Below are 14,990 nucleotides of genomic sequence, written 5' to 3'. Positions count from 1 at the left end.
AGCTAAACAGTTCGCTTGTTATGCGGGCGTAGCCCCGTTTCCTTATCAATCCGGTAGCAGCATCCGTGGCAAAACACGCGTATCGCCCATGGCCGACAAGCACATGAAAACATTACTTCACTTATCGGCCATGACCGCTATTCGAGCCAAGGGAGAACTACGGGATTACTATCAGCGGAAGGTCGGTGAGGGTAAGAATAAGATGGCCGTTCTCAACGCCGTTCGCAATAAGTTGATAGGGCGGGCCTATGCGGTAGTAAGCAAGAACCAAGAATATGACAAAACCTATGCGTATTCACTTGCTTAAACCATAGAAATCTCTTAGGGGATGTAGGGGTAAGAAGTTTCAATCGACTTCTCAGGTAACAGTTTCATAATGCCCGATCGCTGGTAGTATTCGGGGCTTACGCTACTTTTACCCCTTTCATTTCACCCCTTTCTACTGGTATGGATTCGAGACGGGAGTTTATCCGAAAAGCCGCTTTACTGGCCACCAGCCTGTCGGGTACCTGGCCCGACTCTATTCAGAAAGCGCTGGCCATCGACCCGTCGCCGGGGACTACCTACCTGGACGCGGAGCATGTGGTCATTCTGATGCAGGAGAACCGCTCTTTCGATCATATTTACGGCTCGCTGCAGGGCGTACGGGGCTTTAACGATCCGCGGGCCATCACCCTGCCCAACGGCAACAAAGTGTGGCTCCAGACCAACGCGGCCGGCGAAACCTACGCGCCCTTCCGGCTCAATATCCACGATACCAAAGCCACCTGGATGAGTTCGCTGCCCCACTCCTGGACCGACCAGGTAGATGCCCGGCATGACGGCAAGTTCGACAAGTGGCTGGATGCCAAACGATCGGGCCGCAAGGAATACGCCAACATACCCCTGACCCTGGGGTATTACAACCGGCAGGATTTACCCTTCTATTACGCACTGGCCGATGCCTTCACCGTCTGCGATCAGAACTTTTGCTCCTCACTGACCGGCACCACCCCCAACCGGCTTTATTTCTGGAGTGGCACCCTGCGCGACCCCCGCGACCCGAAAGCCCCGGCCCTCGTTCGTAACGAAAACGTAGACTATGACGCCGAAGTCAGCTGGACCACCTTTCCCGAACGGCTGCAGGACCATGGCGTTTCCTGGAAAATATACCAGAACGAGATCAGCCTGCCCACCGGATTACAGGGCGACGAAGACGGCTGGCTCGGCAACTTTACCGACAACCCCATCGAATGGTTTTCGCAGTTCCGGGTTCGGTTTCATCCGGCCTATTACGCCTTTATCCAGCGCGAAGAAAAAGCCATTCCGGATCGGATAGCCAGCCTGGAAACCCGGCTCAGCACCCTGACGCCCGCCGACCCGGCCTACGCCAGCGTACAAAAAACCCTTCAGCATCAGCAGAAAGCCCTGGCCCAGGTTAAAGCCGATCTGGTTACCTACGCCCCTGAGCAGTTCAGCCAGTTGTCGGCGCGCGACCAGGCGCTCTGCCAACGGGCCTTTACGACCAATACCAATGACCCCGACTACCGGAAGCTGAGCACGCTGACGTATCAGGATGGCGCCACCGAACGGCAGGTTACGGTACCCAAAGGCGACGTGCTGCACCAGTTTCGGGCCGATGTGAAGAACCGGACGCTGCCCACCGTCTCGTGGGTAGTGGCGCCGGAGAATTTCTCCGATCACCCCTCCGCCCCCTGGTATGGCGCCTGGTACCTGTCCGAGATGCTCGACATACTGACCCAGAACCCCGACGTCTGGAAGAAAACCATTTTCATTCTGGCCTACGACGAAAACGACGGCTACTTCGACCATGTGCCTCCGCTGGTACCGGCGCATCCCGACCGGCCCCAGACCGGCAAGTCCAGCCAGGGCATCGACACCCGGCTGGAGTTCGTGACGGCCGAGCAGGAAAAGAGTCGCGGGCCCAAAGGCCGAACCGGGCCCATCGGGCTAGGCTATCGGGTACCGCTCGTTATTGTGTCGCCCTGGAGCCGGGGCGGGTATGTCTGCTCCGAAGTGTTCGACCATACCTCGACGCTCCGCTTTCTCGAGAATTTCGTGAGCCATAAGACCGGCAAACCGATCCGGGAAACGAACATCAGCCCCTGGCGACGGACGGTCTGTGGCGATCTGTCGTCGGCTTTTCGGCCCTACCGGGGCGAGTCGCTCCGGCTACCGGCTTTCCTGCCCCGCGAGCCATTCATCGAAGGTATTCACAAGGCGCAGTTCAAAGACGTACCGACCAACTACAAGTCGCTCTCGCCCGACGAAGCCCGGCAGGCCAGCCAGCGACCCAGCCTGTCGCCCTGGATGCCGCGTCAGGAGGCAGGCATGCGATCGTCCTGCGCGTTGCCGTATGAACTCTATGCCGATGGGCACAGCCAGGCCGACCGGTTTGTGCTGAAGCTAACCGCCGACAATGCCGTATTCGGCAAACGGGCGGCCGGTACTGCCTTCCAAGTACACCAGCACCTCCGGGACGATGTGCGTTTTCGTTCCTATACCGTAGCTCCCGGCGACACGCTGACCGATGAGTGGCCGCTCAGCGAGCCGCTCCACCTGAGCGTATACGGCCCGAACGGCTTTTTCCGGTCGTTTAGCTACCCGGGCTCGAATCCACCGGTAACGATCGACTGCCGATACGAACAGAACGCCCGGAAGCAGTATACGGGTCATCTTGTCATTCAATTACAAAACCCGGACCCCAGCCGCTCGTACGTCGTGCGGCTCAGGGATAACGCCTACCAGACCGACGAGCAGTCGGTTCAGCTAACCAAAGCGGGCCTGCCGGGCGCCCGGCAGTCGGTTACCCTGAACCTGACCCACAGCCATAACTGGTACGATATCAGCGTACTGATCGACGGTTTTCCGGATGTTGAACAGCGGTATGCCGGTCGGGTCGAAACCGGGCAGGAGGGCGTCACCGACCCCCTGATTGGGCGGACAAACGACCTGACCAGCCGGTAACCGCCATCCGCTACCGAACCGCGATCAGCTGCCGGCGGAACCGCATACCTACCGTGGCAATCAGCACCATTGTGGCCGAACTGAGCGGCATCAGCACCGCAGCCACCACCGGCGACAGATGGCCCGTAGCCGCAAACGACAGCCCGATCAGGTTGTAGAGCAACGACACGGCAAAGCTGAACCGGATCAGCCGCATGGCAAACCGGCTGTAGCGCAGAAACCGGGGCAGCGCCCGCAGCGAGCGCGCTTCCAGAATGGCGTCGCTGGCCGGGGTGAACCGAAGGGTGTCGTCGGTGACGGCAATGCCAATATCGGCCTGTTTCAGCGCCCCGGCGTCGTTGAGTCCATCGCCAATCATCAGCACACGGTGGCCGCTGGCCTGTAGATCGCTAATGAACCGCAGTTTGTCTTCGGGGCTGCACCCGAACCGCATGGCATCATCCGGAAACCAGGTGCGCAGGCTGGACCGGTCGGCGTCGGTATCGCCCGAGAGCAGATACATCGGCTGGTTACGGCCCACAAACGCGGTCAGCATGTCGACCAGCCCATCGCGCAGCTGGGCGGTAAAGCGGAACCGCCCCCGGTATACCCCATCGATGCTGACATGCACAGAAGAGCCGTCGGGTGGTTCGTTTACGACGCGGTCAGCCGCTACAAAGTCGGCCCGGCCTATCTTGATCAGCTCATCGTCGATCAGCGCTACGATACCCTGGCCGGTTAGTTCGGTGAAGTTATTGACGGGCATGGGCAGGCTATCGGCCAGGTACTGGCTCAGCCGACGGCTCAGCGGGTGGGCCGACTGACTCACCACCGACCGGATCATAGCGCGCTCGATACCGGTCAGCGGTGGCTCGAACAGGTCCGTTACGGCTCCGCTGCGGCTTACGCCCTCGGGCAGAACGCTGTCGATATCGGCGGTTGGGGAGCTAACCTCCGTCAGGGTTCCGGTTTTGTCGAACACGAGGGTATCGCAACGGGTGAGCTGCTCGATTACGTCGGCATTTTTGAGGTAGAAGCCCTGCCTGCCCAGCAGCCGCAGCCCATGCCCCAGCGCAACCGGATACGAAAGTGAGAGTACGCACGGGCAGGCCACAATCAGCACTGCCGTGAAGGCATTGACGGCGGTGGTTGGCTGACCAGCCCCTACGTACCAGTACGCTCCGATCAGGGTAGCCAGCGTCAGCACGGTCAGGGTGAAGTATTTTCCGACCGCATCGGCAAAGGTCTGCGCCCGGCTGGGCTGATCTTTCCGAAAAGCGTCGTTGTTCCAGAGCTGGGTCAGGTAACTCTGCGACACCTCCCGCACGATTTCGAGATCGATACTGCCGCCCATCTGCCGACCACCGGCGTAGAGCAGGGCACCGGGTTCTTTCCGCTCCGGTACCGACTCGCCCGTCACGAACGAATAATCGATTAGCCCGTCGCCCCAGTACAAAAGCCCATCGGCCGGAATCAGATCGCCATGCCGCACCCGAATCCGGTCGCCCTTGCGCAGATCAGCCGCCGGCACCGACGACTCGGTTTCCGTAGCCGGCAGCGACGTGTCGGGCTCCAGGCGCGTAACGGCCAGCGGGAAATAGGATTTGTAATCGCGCTCGAACGACAGGAAATCATAGGTACGCTGCTGAAACCACTGGCCACAGAGCAGGAAGAAAATCAGTCCGCTCACGGAGTCGTAATAACCCGCCCCGCCCAGCGCCAGCACCTCGTAGGTGCCACGGCCATAAGCCACCAGAATGCCGAGCAGGATGGGAAAGTCGATATTGATGATGCCCCGGCGGAGGCTCTTCCAGACCGAGACAAAGTAGCCCGAACCCGAATAAAAAACGACGGGCGTCGCCAGCAGCAGGTTCAGCACACCAAACAGATGCCTGAACGACGGATCGTCGAGCCCGAAATAATCGGGAAAACTGAACAGCATGATATTACCCGCGCAGAAACCCGCCACCGCCAGCTTATACAGCAGCGACCGGTACAACGGCTTCTGCTGCTCCTTAACCACATCGTTCAGGCTGATGAGCGGCTCGTAGCCCAGCGACGTGAGCAGCTCGGCCACCTGCCGCAGCGACAGCCGTGCCGGATCGAAAACCAGATGCACCTGTTTTTTGAGGAAGTCGACGCGGGTTTGCTGCACCCCGGGTTCGATGCGGTACAGGTGTTCCAGCAGCCACAGGCACGACGAGCAGTGAATCGCTGGCACGTAGAACGTGACATGGGCGACCTGATCGTTGCGGAAGTCGATCAGCTGATCGACAATAGACGGGTTGTCCAGAAACGCCAGCCGGTCGAGGGCGGCTGCCTGACTGGATAGCCCGGGGCCCGGTATGGTAACACCCGGACTGGTATTGAGGTCGTAGTACTGGCAGAGCTGGTGCTCGCTCAGCACCCGATAAACGGTCTGGCAGCCCGTACAGCAAAACGGTTTAGTATCAAAAACCAGGGGTCCAGCCTCCGCAGGGCAGTCGTTGCCGCAGTGGTAGCAAACCGTTCGGGAGGGAGCAGCTGTCATCATAATGGCCAAATATTTCCCCAAAATTGCCCGGGCGTACCGGGCCGTCAGCTGACATAAATCAGCCCGCAGCCTGATTCTGATAGGGCATAGCGACCGAACCGATCGGCGACTTTTGTGGCACCGCCCTCCTGTTCTGACACACTAACTGAACTGACTCATGAAAACGATTCTGGTCCCTACCGATCTGAGCCCGCTCTCTGCCCTGGCACTACCCGTTGCCATCAGTCTGGCCAACCAATACGGCGCCGAGGTGCGGGTACTGCACTACCTCACGACCGGCCTTATTGCCCCCGAACTCAGCGGAGCCCCTATTGCGATTGGCCACTACCTTGACGAGCAGGCCGCCGAAGCCCGGCAGGCACTCGACCAGCTCTGTAGCCGCTACCAGACCGCGGAGGTACCGGTAACCCCCGTTTTAAGCCGCCACGAAGCCGGCCTGTACGGCGCCGTGGCCAGTGAGAACGCCGATCTGATCGTTGTAGCCTCGCACGGGTCCGAGGGCTGGGCCGAGTGGCTCGTGGGTTCCAATGCCGAGCATATCGTACAGGCCGTCCATAGTCCGGTGCTGGTCGTGAAGCAGGCGCACCCGGAGCTGAGTCTGAAGAAAATCCTGTTTGCCATCGACGCCGACGACCGGCTGAAAACGCAGTTCACCAACCCCCTGCCGGTGGGCAATCCGCACCTGGAATTTTTGTTCGTCACCACCCCCAACGACCCGCGCGCCCCGGAGGGCATCCGCGACTGGATGAGCGAACTGGCCGAAGCCCGGCAGCTGACCGACTATCATCTGTCAATCATGCCGCACCACACCGCCCACGAAGGCATTATCCAGTTTGCCGAGCAGCACCAGTTCGACCTTATCGTGCTGTTTACCAACCAGCGGACGGGTTTCTGGCACTTTTTCAACGGCAGCGTAGCCGAAGATGTCGTTAACCATGCACAGCTGCCGGTGCTGGTCGTTCCGCTTCGCGAAGACGAGTAGGCTGAGCTGATTTTTATCAGCTGGCTGGCTGATGTTGATTAGCCCGATGCCCATCGGCACCACCGAATTTTGCGTAGCCGCACTTGCTCTCAACACCGGCGCGGCTACCCCGATGACCGATTCGCTGATTGCCAGGTATAACGTAGCCGGGCCACGCTACACCAGCTACCCAACGGTTCCGTTCTGGAACACGGCCGCCTTCACTACCCACGACTGGCAGCAACGGCTGACTACGGCTTTTGCCAACAGCAACTATACCGACGGCATCAGCCTGTATATCCACCTCCCCTACTGCGAAAGCCTGTGTACGTTCTGCGGCTGTAACAAACGGATTACCCGCAACCACGGCGTAGAAGAACCGTATATCGATGCGCTGCTGGCCGAGTGGGAGCTGTACTGCGACTGGTTACCCGAGCGGCCGCGTATTGCCGAGCTGCATCTGGGCGGGGGTACGCCCAGCTTCTTTTCGCCCCATCAGCTCCGGCGGTTGCTGACGGGTATTTTCCGCTGGGCCGACCCCGTCGGCGATCCGGATTACGGCTGGGAGGGCCACCCTAACAACACCAGCTTCGAGCACCTGCAAACCCTGTATTCGTTTGGCTTCCGGCGGGTCAGTTTCGGCGTGCAGGACTACGACCCGGCGGTGCAGCGGGCCATTCATCGTCACCAGCCTTTTGCGAACGTAGAGCGGGTAACCGACCAGGCGCGCGCGATCGGGTACACCTCCATCAGTCATGATCTGGTGTTTGGCCTGCCGTTTCAGCAGCTGTCGTCTATCCAGAATACCGTGGCGCAGACCCTACGGCTCCGGCCCGACCGCATCGCGTTTTACTCCTACGCCCACGTTCCCTGGATCAGAGGAACCGGCCAGCGGGGCTTTCAGGACGCCGACCTGCCCGATGCCGATCAGAAACGGGCGCTCTACGAAACCGGCCGCGCCCTACTCGAAGCAGGCGGCTACAGCGAAATAGGCATGGATCATTTTGCCCTACCCCACGACGCGCTCTACCAGGCCATGCAGACCGGCACCCTCCATCGTAACTTCATGGGGTATACCACCGCCCGCACTAATGTATTGATTGGGCTGGGCGCATCGGCCATCAGCGATGTGGGTACGGCCTTCATGCAGAACGAAAAAGAGATTGGCGCCTACCAGGATCGCATCCAGCGCGATGAACTACCCGTGCTGCGAGGCCACCTCCTGACCCCGCGGGATCAGTTCATCCGGGAACAGATCCTGAATATCATGTGCCGGTTCGAGACGAGCTGGTCGGCCAACGACTGGACCGAGACGGAATGGAACGGCATTGACGGGCTGCTGGATGCGATGATGGCCGACGGTCTGCTGGATTATGACCATACCCGCCTGCGGGTCAGGCCCGCCGGTCACCCCTTTCTGCGGAACATCTGCATGGTGTTTGACCAGTACCTGGCCGCCAGTTCCGTTTCGCAGCAGCCGCTGTTTTCACAGACGGTGTAAGCCCACCTGGTCAGCCCGGCTCCTGGTCGGTCAGGTACGTCTGCCGCATGTGGGTGGTTACGTTGATAACGGCCCGCTCAAAATTGTCGATGAGGGTTTTCAGCTCCGGCGAGGCCGGGTCTGTTACGGCCAGCTGCTCGATCTGCCGGATAGGCGCCCGCTGCGATTCGATGCCCAGATTATCGATCGATGGCTTGGTGCGGTGGGCCAGGTATTTGATCGTTTCAAAATCGCCCGACTCGTAGGCAGCTTTGATCTGAGCCGCAGCGGCCGGGGTTTCCGTGCAAAAGAGACTGATCATCTTCCGAACAAACTCGTCATTTCCCCGGCTGATTGCCTGTAGGCTCGATAAGTCATACTTATCTTCGTTCATGGTTTCCTGCTGGTTTTGAGGGAGGTTACTATCGGCTTTGAGCCAGTTCGCCAATTTACCTATCAGGTTTTTCTCGTCAAATGGTTTTGCCAGAAAGTCGTTCATTCCGGCCTGGTAACAGGCTTCTTTCTCTTTCCGGATCGCACTGGCCGTCAGCGCAATGATGGGGAGCGATGTGCTGATGTCGCGCCGAATGATCCGGGTGGCTTCGAGGCCATCCAGCACAGGCATCTGTACATCCATCAACACCAGATCGACCGACTCGGTGCGTAGTAGCTCAATGGCTTCCAGCCCGTTGGTAGCTTCGATAATGACCATGTTGTAGGGGTCGAGAATAGTAGTCACTACCAGCCGGTTCATTTCATTATCTTCTACCAGCAGAATGCGCCGGGAACTCAGCGCGCCGGTCTGGCCGATCTCCTGGCTCTGGGCTGGTTTATCGGTTTCGGTACCGATCGGCAGGGTTAGCTGCACGGTTACGGTCGTGCCTTCGTTCTTGACGCTCCGGACGCGGATCGTACCGCCCATCAGATCGACCAGTTGCTTGGTAATACTCATCCCCAGCCCCGTTCCGCCATACCGTCGGCCAATGCTGCCGTCTTCCTGGGTAAACTTGGTAAACAGATTCCGCTGAAACTGGGGGTCCATACCAATGCCCGTATCGGCCACGGTGATCGAGATGGTCTGCATCTGGTGGTGCTGCTGGTATGTACAGTGCACGTCGACCCGCCCCCTATCGGTGAACTTAATCGCGTTGCCGATCAGGTTCAGCAGAATCTGGTTCAGCCGGTACGGGTCACCCAGCAGCACGGGAGCAATACCGCCATCGAGCTGCAGACTCAGCCCCAGGCCTTTTTTATCGGCATTGTGCGTCATCACGTGCACCGCGCTCCGCAGCAACTCCGCCATATCGAACCCGATTTTTTCCAGCGACAGCTGCCCGGCCTCGATTTTCGAGAAGTCGAGTATATCGTTGATGATCACCAGCAGATTACTGCCTGCCGTATTGATCATGCGGAGAAAAAACTGTTGCTGTTCGTTGAGGGGCGTTTTGGTCAGCTGTTGCCCCAGGCTCAGGATAGCGTTCATGGGCGTCCGGATCTCGTGGCTCATGTTGGCCAGGAAGAGTTCTTTGGCCCGCGCCGAATTTTCGGCCTCCTGTTTGGCGATGCGCAGTTCCGATTCGAGCTGTTTCTGTTTGGTGATGTCGAGGTGAATACCGGTTGAGCCGATTACCTGCCCGGTTTCCGAGTACAGCGGAGCGCCACTGATCAGCCACCACATAGCTTCTCCGCCTTTGCTGGTAACGGCTACCTCATACGCATCCATCTTTCCGCTCAGGCGACTTTCGCTCTTCTCCTTCATAAACGACACATTCTGCCCCCGCAGCAGTACGTCCGTCGCAATTTCGCCAATGAGTTCGTCGGCGCGGTAGCCGCTCATGGCGCAGAAACTCTGGTTGGTATAGACGATCCGGTCGTCGAGGTCGACCTCGATAAGGCCCAGGTTTATGTTTTCGATAATGCGCTGGTATTTTTCTTTCTGCCGAAGGGCCGCATCGTCGGCGCGTTTGCGTTTGGTAATGTCGGAGTATTTCCAGAGGTGACCGGTATAGACATTGTCCAGAAAAACCGGAACGTAGTCGCGCTCCAGCACGCGGCCGTCGGCCAGAAGCAATTCTTCCCCAATAACCAGCTTCTGATCCCTGAGCAGCTGATTAACCCGCTCGACAAACGGCTCGGGTTCCGCGAAATAATGCTTGCTCTGCTCGGCCATACCCGAACAGTCCAGCCCGATCAACTGATCCGGAGCGAGCGGCACGGAGAACATGTCGCAGAAGTGCTGATTGACGAGGACAATCGATCGGTTTTCATCTTCCAGCAAGATGCCATCCTGAAAGTTGGCGATCAGATTGGCCAGGCGGTTAAGGTTTCTGCGCAAATCCTCTTCAAGCCTTTTCTGCTCGGTCACGTCGGTGCTGATCCCCACCATCATCAGCGGTTTACCATCGGCCGAATAGCTGACAACCTGCCCCCGATCTACAATATGCCGGTACGACCCATCTTTAGCCAGCAGCCGGTAGGTCGTCTCGTGGCTTTGCCGCAGTCCCTCCTCATAAGGTCTGAGGCCGGGATCAGCCATAGCCGCCCGGTCCTGCGGATGAAGCAGGTCCATCCAGATCTGTACAGTATCCGGAAACTCGTCGAGGGTGTAGCCCAGCATTTGCCGATAGCGGGCCGAACGGGTGATCGTCTGGGTCTGCAGGTTGAGTTCCCAAACGCCATCGGCCATACCATCCAGCATAAACGTCCAGCGTTGTTCGTTCTGGACGATTGTATCGTGCTGCTGCTGAACAAGCGCTTCCAGCCGCTGTAGTTCGCGCCGAAGCCGCTCGTTTTCCAGCATCAGCTGAGCATCGGAAGACGACGCTACAGGCCGGTCAGGAATCCGTTCACTCTCCATGTCAGGTTCATTTTTGCCAGTCACGGTACTGGTTGGCCCAATCAATCAAGTATCATAATGAGATTAGAAAGGAATTCTTGAATTAGGCCACAAATTTTATTCACTTTTTAATGAAGCGCAATTTGACACCGCCTTAAAGTAAACTAATTATCTGTTTTTCTTAAAACTAAGTTTATTATTTTCATTTATCAATACATATATATAACCATATTTATCAAGTAGCTACCAAAACACAACAGGTGTAGCGATGGGCTGAAGTTAACCAACGGATTTTGGCTACGGGATTCAGAACGCCAGCCAGCCGGTTCTGCTGCATAGATCCGGTAAGGATTGCTGTGGCGTAGTCGGACCACAATGGCCTGGTCCTTGCGTATTTTGTATGGATGGTTGTTGCTGACGCGTAGGAGACGCAAGGGGTTGCGTCTCTACACAATCCGGCCGATCGCTACCATGTAGAGACGCAACCCCTTGCGTCTCCTGTCCGAATGGTTTGTTACTGTCGACTACGCGTCCCGGACTGCGCGTCCCGGACTGCGCGTCGCGGTGCGGACACAGACCGTGGTGAGGCCGCCGGGCAGTTGCGTTTTTACGGGGTGTTGAGGTAGGTCAGTTTCTGACTCCAGACCAGGGCGATCTGGGTGGCCCGCTGACGGACCAGCTCGGCGGTCTCGCCGGTAAATTGCTCGGTCAGGGTTGCCGAAAATAACGTCAGCCAGCGCTCGAAATGTTCGACACGCAGGGGGTGTTTCTGGTTCACAATCAGGTGTGGCCGAAACGGGTGACCGTCATAGGCGCCGTTACCCAGAATGATCGACTCCCAGAACGCATACATTTTAGGCAGGTGGCTGGCCCAGTCGACCTGGGCCACGTCGGTAAAAACGGGCCCGATCAGCGGGTCGGCCTGTACTTTTTCGTAGAACGAATCGACCAGCAGACGCACCGCTTCGGGCGAGTCGAGAGTTTGTTGAGTCATGACAGAGGGGTATACAGCGCGTTGACCTAGCCGGCAAATACGGTGTTGTAGTCGTCGGCCTTGAAACCCAGAGCCACAACCTGACCGTCTGACTCGATGAGGGGCCGACGAATTACGGACGGTTTTTCGAGCATGAGCCGGATAGCGCCTTCGGCATCGGTTGGTTTCTCGCCGTCAGGCAGTTTTTTCCAGGTCGTACCGGCCCGGTTGACCAGCTCTTCCCAGCTTTTCTGCGTGAGCCAGTGCTCGATGGTAGCCCGATCGATGCCTTGTTTTTTATAATCGTGAAACTGATACGAGACAGCGTGTTCGGCCAGCCAGGTGCGGGCTTTCTTTACGGTATCGCAATTCGGAATGGCAAATAAGGTATACATACGAATGACTTACAACCTGCAAACATATCGATTTCGCGCCGTTGACGCCTTACCAATCTAGCCCAGCCGCCGAACAATCAGGCCGTTTACCAGCTCAAACAGGGCAGCTGGCTTGAGCGTGCGCCAGTTGGCCAGGTCGAGGGTTCCGCCAAAATTGATGTAGTAGTCGAGGTGGTATTTTTTCCATTCGCGTTCGATGAACTCGGGCGAGTGAATGGCTGCGATCCAGCCGTCTTCTACGTCTTCAAACCACTCTTCGTAATAGCTATCGTCGGACCCGTGGAAGTTGAGGATATTCTCGGCCACCAGCACGAAATATTTGATCCCCTCCTGAACGAGCGGGTCTACCACCTGCCGCTTGAGGTACATGATGTCGTTATGAAGCGTATCGTTCCACTCGCCGAAGAGTTCGATGACGGCAAACTGCCGGTCGTAGTTGGCAAACAGAATTTTGCAATAGAGCGTTTCGGAACCGATCTCGTCCCAAAGCGGATGGATGTAGTAGCCGTAGATGTCATTCTCGTACTGCTGCATGTTGTACTCCCGCTCGTGAAACGGCGATCGTTCATCCTCCGACGCTACATAATATTTCTCCCAGCCGTAAAAGGGTTCAATGTCCTGCATAACCAGAAAGCAAAAGCGTTAAAGAGCAAACGAGTGCAGAAACGACGCGTAATTTGTCGATGATCTGATGCCGTCGGCACTCCCCTGCCCATCAAATTCGTAACCCCTTTTTGGCCGAATAAGTTAGCGGAAGCGCACTTTTTACGGCTTATAAACTCGCCATCGGAACCTCTTCCCTGCGCCAGTACGCCAGCCGGTTCCCGGGCGGATAGAACAGACCGGGCCGTCGTATGGCATGGTTTATTTAGATTCGTCGGCAGCCGGTCGACCGGTTTGCGAAAACGGGTAGATTCCCGATGTCTTTACCCTATTCAGTGGATATGTCTACCTTGGCTCTTATGAAACCCGTCAGTACCACCATCCTCATCACCGGCGCATCGACCGGAATCGGTTACGGAGCTGCCCGGCAGTTTATCCGGCGCGGTTATACGGTCTTTGGCAGCGTTCGCAGCGATGCCGATGCCCATCGGCTGCAGACCGAGTTGGGCAACCAGTTCGTACCGCTGGTTTTCGACGTGACCGATGCAGCCGCCGTTGCGCAGGCCGCCCGGCAGCTCACCGACCGGCTCAGCGGCAGCGGCCTGGGTGGGCTGATCAACAACGCCGGCATTGCCATTGGCGGCCCCCTCCAGCACCAGCCTATCGATGTGATCCGACATCATTTCGAGGTCAACGTGCTGGGTCTGATGCAGGTCACCCAGGCGTTCCTGCCTCTCCTCGGTGCCCGCGCCGACCACCCCGTCCGGCCCGGCCGAATCCAGAACATCAGCTCTGTAAACGGGCAGGTGGCCATCCCGTTCATGGGCGCTTATGTTGGCTCAAAACATGCCATTGAGGGCATGTCGCACAGTCTCCGGCGTGAAGTGGCGCGGTTTGGTATTGAGGTGGTCATCGTTGGCCCCGGAGCCGTGAAGACACCAATCTGGGGTAAGGGAACGGACATCAGCCCGTATCAGCAAACCGCGTATTACGATTCCATGCTGCGTTTTCTGAAGCAGGTCCGGGCGGCCGAAGCACGCGGCTTTTCAGCCGACTATCTCGGCGAACGTATCGTTCAGATTCACGAAACCGCCCGGCCGCGTGTCCGATACGCCCTTGTCCCCGGCAAACTAACCGGCTGGGTTTTGCCCCGGCTCCTGCCCGCCCGAACCCTGGACTGGGTGCTGAACCGACTGATGAATTAATAACTGGCTTACTATGCTCAAACCTGCTTTTCAAACGAACGAATCGCTGCTGGCCCACATTGACCGGGCTACCCAAACCCCGGACAAGCTTCATATCTGGTGGCTTGGCCAGAGTGGTTTCCTGCTGCAGCACCAGGGTCGGCATCTGCTCTTCGACCCCTACCTGTCTGATTCGCTCACGACCAAATACGCCGATACCGACAAACCGCACACCCGTATTTCGGAACGGGTAATCGACCCGGCCCGGCTGACCATGATCGACGTTGTTACCTCCAGCCACAACCATACCGATCATCTCGACGCCGATACCCTGCTTCCCTTGCTGGCGGCCAATCCCGGTTTACAGCTGGTCATCCCCGAAGCCAACCGCTCGTTTGTGGCCAGCCGGCTGCAAGGAGCTTCGGTGCCCGACCGGGTAGCCTGGCCAATCGGTATGAACGACGGCCAGACCCGCCCCGTGGGGCCTTTCATCGTTCACGGCGTACCAGCCGCCCATAATGACCTGGAGCGCAACGAACAGGGCCAGTGCCGGTTTATGGGATTCGTTGTCGAACTGGGCCCGTATACCGTTTACCACTCCGGCGATACGCTCTGGTACGACGGACTGGTCGATATACTGAAGCCCTTCGATGTAGATGTTGCGTTTCTACCCATCAACGGCAACAAACCCGAACGGCGCGTGGCCGGTAACCTCAACCCCGACGAAGCCGCCCGACTGGGCAAGGCCATAGGTGCCCGACTGGTTGTTCCGCATCACTACGACCTGTTTGCCTTCAACACCGCCGACCCGAACGACTTTGTCCAGGCCTGTCATCAACACGGCACCCCCCACCGGGTCATGCAACTGGGCGAAGGCATCACCGTCTGATTGTTCGCATGCGTAATCCGTAATAAACACAGGAACGCGTAATTGGGACACATACCCCACCGTGGTCCGTGTCCGCACCGGGACGCGTAGTCGGACCACTCATGCGACAGCAACAAACCATCCGGGCAACTGGTCCGTGGAGACACGGACCAAGGTGAGGGAGACGCAACCGCGACGGCGGCCCGGCGCG

11 protein-coding genes are annotated in these 14,990 nt (G+C 58.1%); 6 read left to right on the top strand and 5 right to left on the bottom strand.

Going from position 1 to position 14,990, the window contains the following annotated elements; genetic code table 11:
• Together B1C80_RS27150 and B1C80_RS27145 are read left to right on the top strand one after the other, a co-directional pair.
• On the top strand, window positions 1-307 hold a 307-nt coding region (locus B1C80_RS27150; protein ID WP_139361756.1), incomplete at its 5' end, for a transposase.
• Between the two features lie 140 nt (window positions 308-447).
• Window positions 448-2,967: a phosphocholine-specific phospholipase C gene (locus B1C80_RS27145; RefSeq protein ID WP_077924348.1), complete on the top strand. Its 2,520-nt coding sequence runs from the start codon at window positions 448-450 to the stop codon at window positions 2,965-2,967.
• Between the two features lie 10 nt (window positions 2,968-2,977).
• Here B1C80_RS27145 and B1C80_RS27140 read toward each other — a convergent pair whose 3' ends face one another.
• Window positions 2,978-5,479 (bottom strand): heavy metal translocating P-type ATPase metal-binding domain-containing protein, encoded by a 2,502-nt coding sequence (locus B1C80_RS27140; RefSeq protein WP_077924354.1) that lies wholly within the window; start codon window positions 5,477-5,479, stop codon window positions 2,978-2,980.
• A 157-nt stretch (window positions 5,480-5,636) separates the two neighbouring features.
• Between B1C80_RS27140 and B1C80_RS27135 the strand changes: the two genes are divergently transcribed.
• On the top strand, window positions 5,637-6,461 hold the full coding sequence (locus tag B1C80_RS27135; protein WP_077924347.1) for a universal stress protein: 825 nt from the start codon (window positions 5,637-5,639) through the stop codon (window positions 6,459-6,461).
• A 112-nt stretch (window positions 6,462-6,573) separates the two neighbouring features.
• Window positions 6,574-7,941, top strand: a complete 1,368-nt coding sequence (gene hemN, locus B1C80_RS27130) for an oxygen-independent coproporphyrinogen III oxidase (RefSeq protein ID WP_077924353.1) — start codon at window positions 6,574-6,576, stop codon at window positions 7,939-7,941.
• A gap of 10 nt (window positions 7,942-7,951) precedes the next feature.
• On the opposite strand, the gene B1C80_RS27125 is transcribed toward hemN, so the two are convergent.
• The 4 genes from B1C80_RS27125 to B1C80_RS27110 all read right to left on the bottom strand — a co-directional run bounded on the left by B1C80_RS27125 (window position 7,952) and on the right by B1C80_RS27110 (window position 12,748).
• Window positions 7,952-10,777 carry a PAS domain S-box protein gene (locus B1C80_RS27125; protein WP_077924346.1) on the bottom strand — a complete coding sequence of 942 codons (2,826 nt, stop codon included), beginning with the start codon at window positions 10,775-10,777 and terminating at the stop codon, window positions 7,952-7,954.
• Window positions 10,778-11,363: 586 nt separating this feature from the next.
• The gene (locus B1C80_RS27120; RefSeq protein ID WP_077924345.1) at window positions 11,364-11,750 is read right to left on the bottom strand and encodes a group III truncated hemoglobin; all 387 of its coding nucleotides are present in this window, start codon (window positions 11,748-11,750) and stop codon (window positions 11,364-11,366) included.
• 26 nt (window positions 11,751-11,776) lie between these two features.
• Window positions 11,777-12,124, bottom strand: a complete 348-nt coding sequence (locus B1C80_RS27115; RefSeq protein WP_077924344.1) for an ArsC family reductase — start codon at window positions 12,122-12,124, stop codon at window positions 11,777-11,779.
• A gap of 57 nt (window positions 12,125-12,181) precedes the next feature.
• On the bottom strand, window positions 12,182-12,748 hold the full coding sequence (locus B1C80_RS27110) for a hypothetical protein (protein ID WP_077924343.1): 567 nt from the start codon (window positions 12,746-12,748) through the stop codon (window positions 12,182-12,184).
• Between the two features lie 338 nt (window positions 12,749-13,086).
• On the opposite strand from B1C80_RS27110, the gene B1C80_RS27105 reads away from it, so the two are divergent.
• Complete coding sequence (locus tag B1C80_RS27105) at window positions 13,087-13,932, top strand: SDR family oxidoreductase (protein WP_077924342.1); 846 nt, start codon at window positions 13,087-13,089, stop codon at window positions 13,930-13,932.
• A gap of 13 nt (window positions 13,933-13,945) precedes the next feature.
• Entirely contained in the window at window positions 13,946-14,800 is an 855-nt protein-coding gene (locus B1C80_RS27100) for an MBL fold metallo-hydrolase (RefSeq protein ID WP_077924341.1), read from the top strand.
• Window positions 14,801-14,990: the final 190 nt, after the last annotated feature.

Source organism: Spirosoma sp. 209 (assembly GCF_002006735.1).
Classification (GTDB): domain Bacteria; phylum Bacteroidota; class Bacteroidia; order Cytophagales; family Spirosomataceae; genus Spirosoma; species Spirosoma sordidisoli.
Note: the sequence above shows the minus strand (reverse complement) of the source record. Positions and strands in the feature narration are given on the sequence as shown.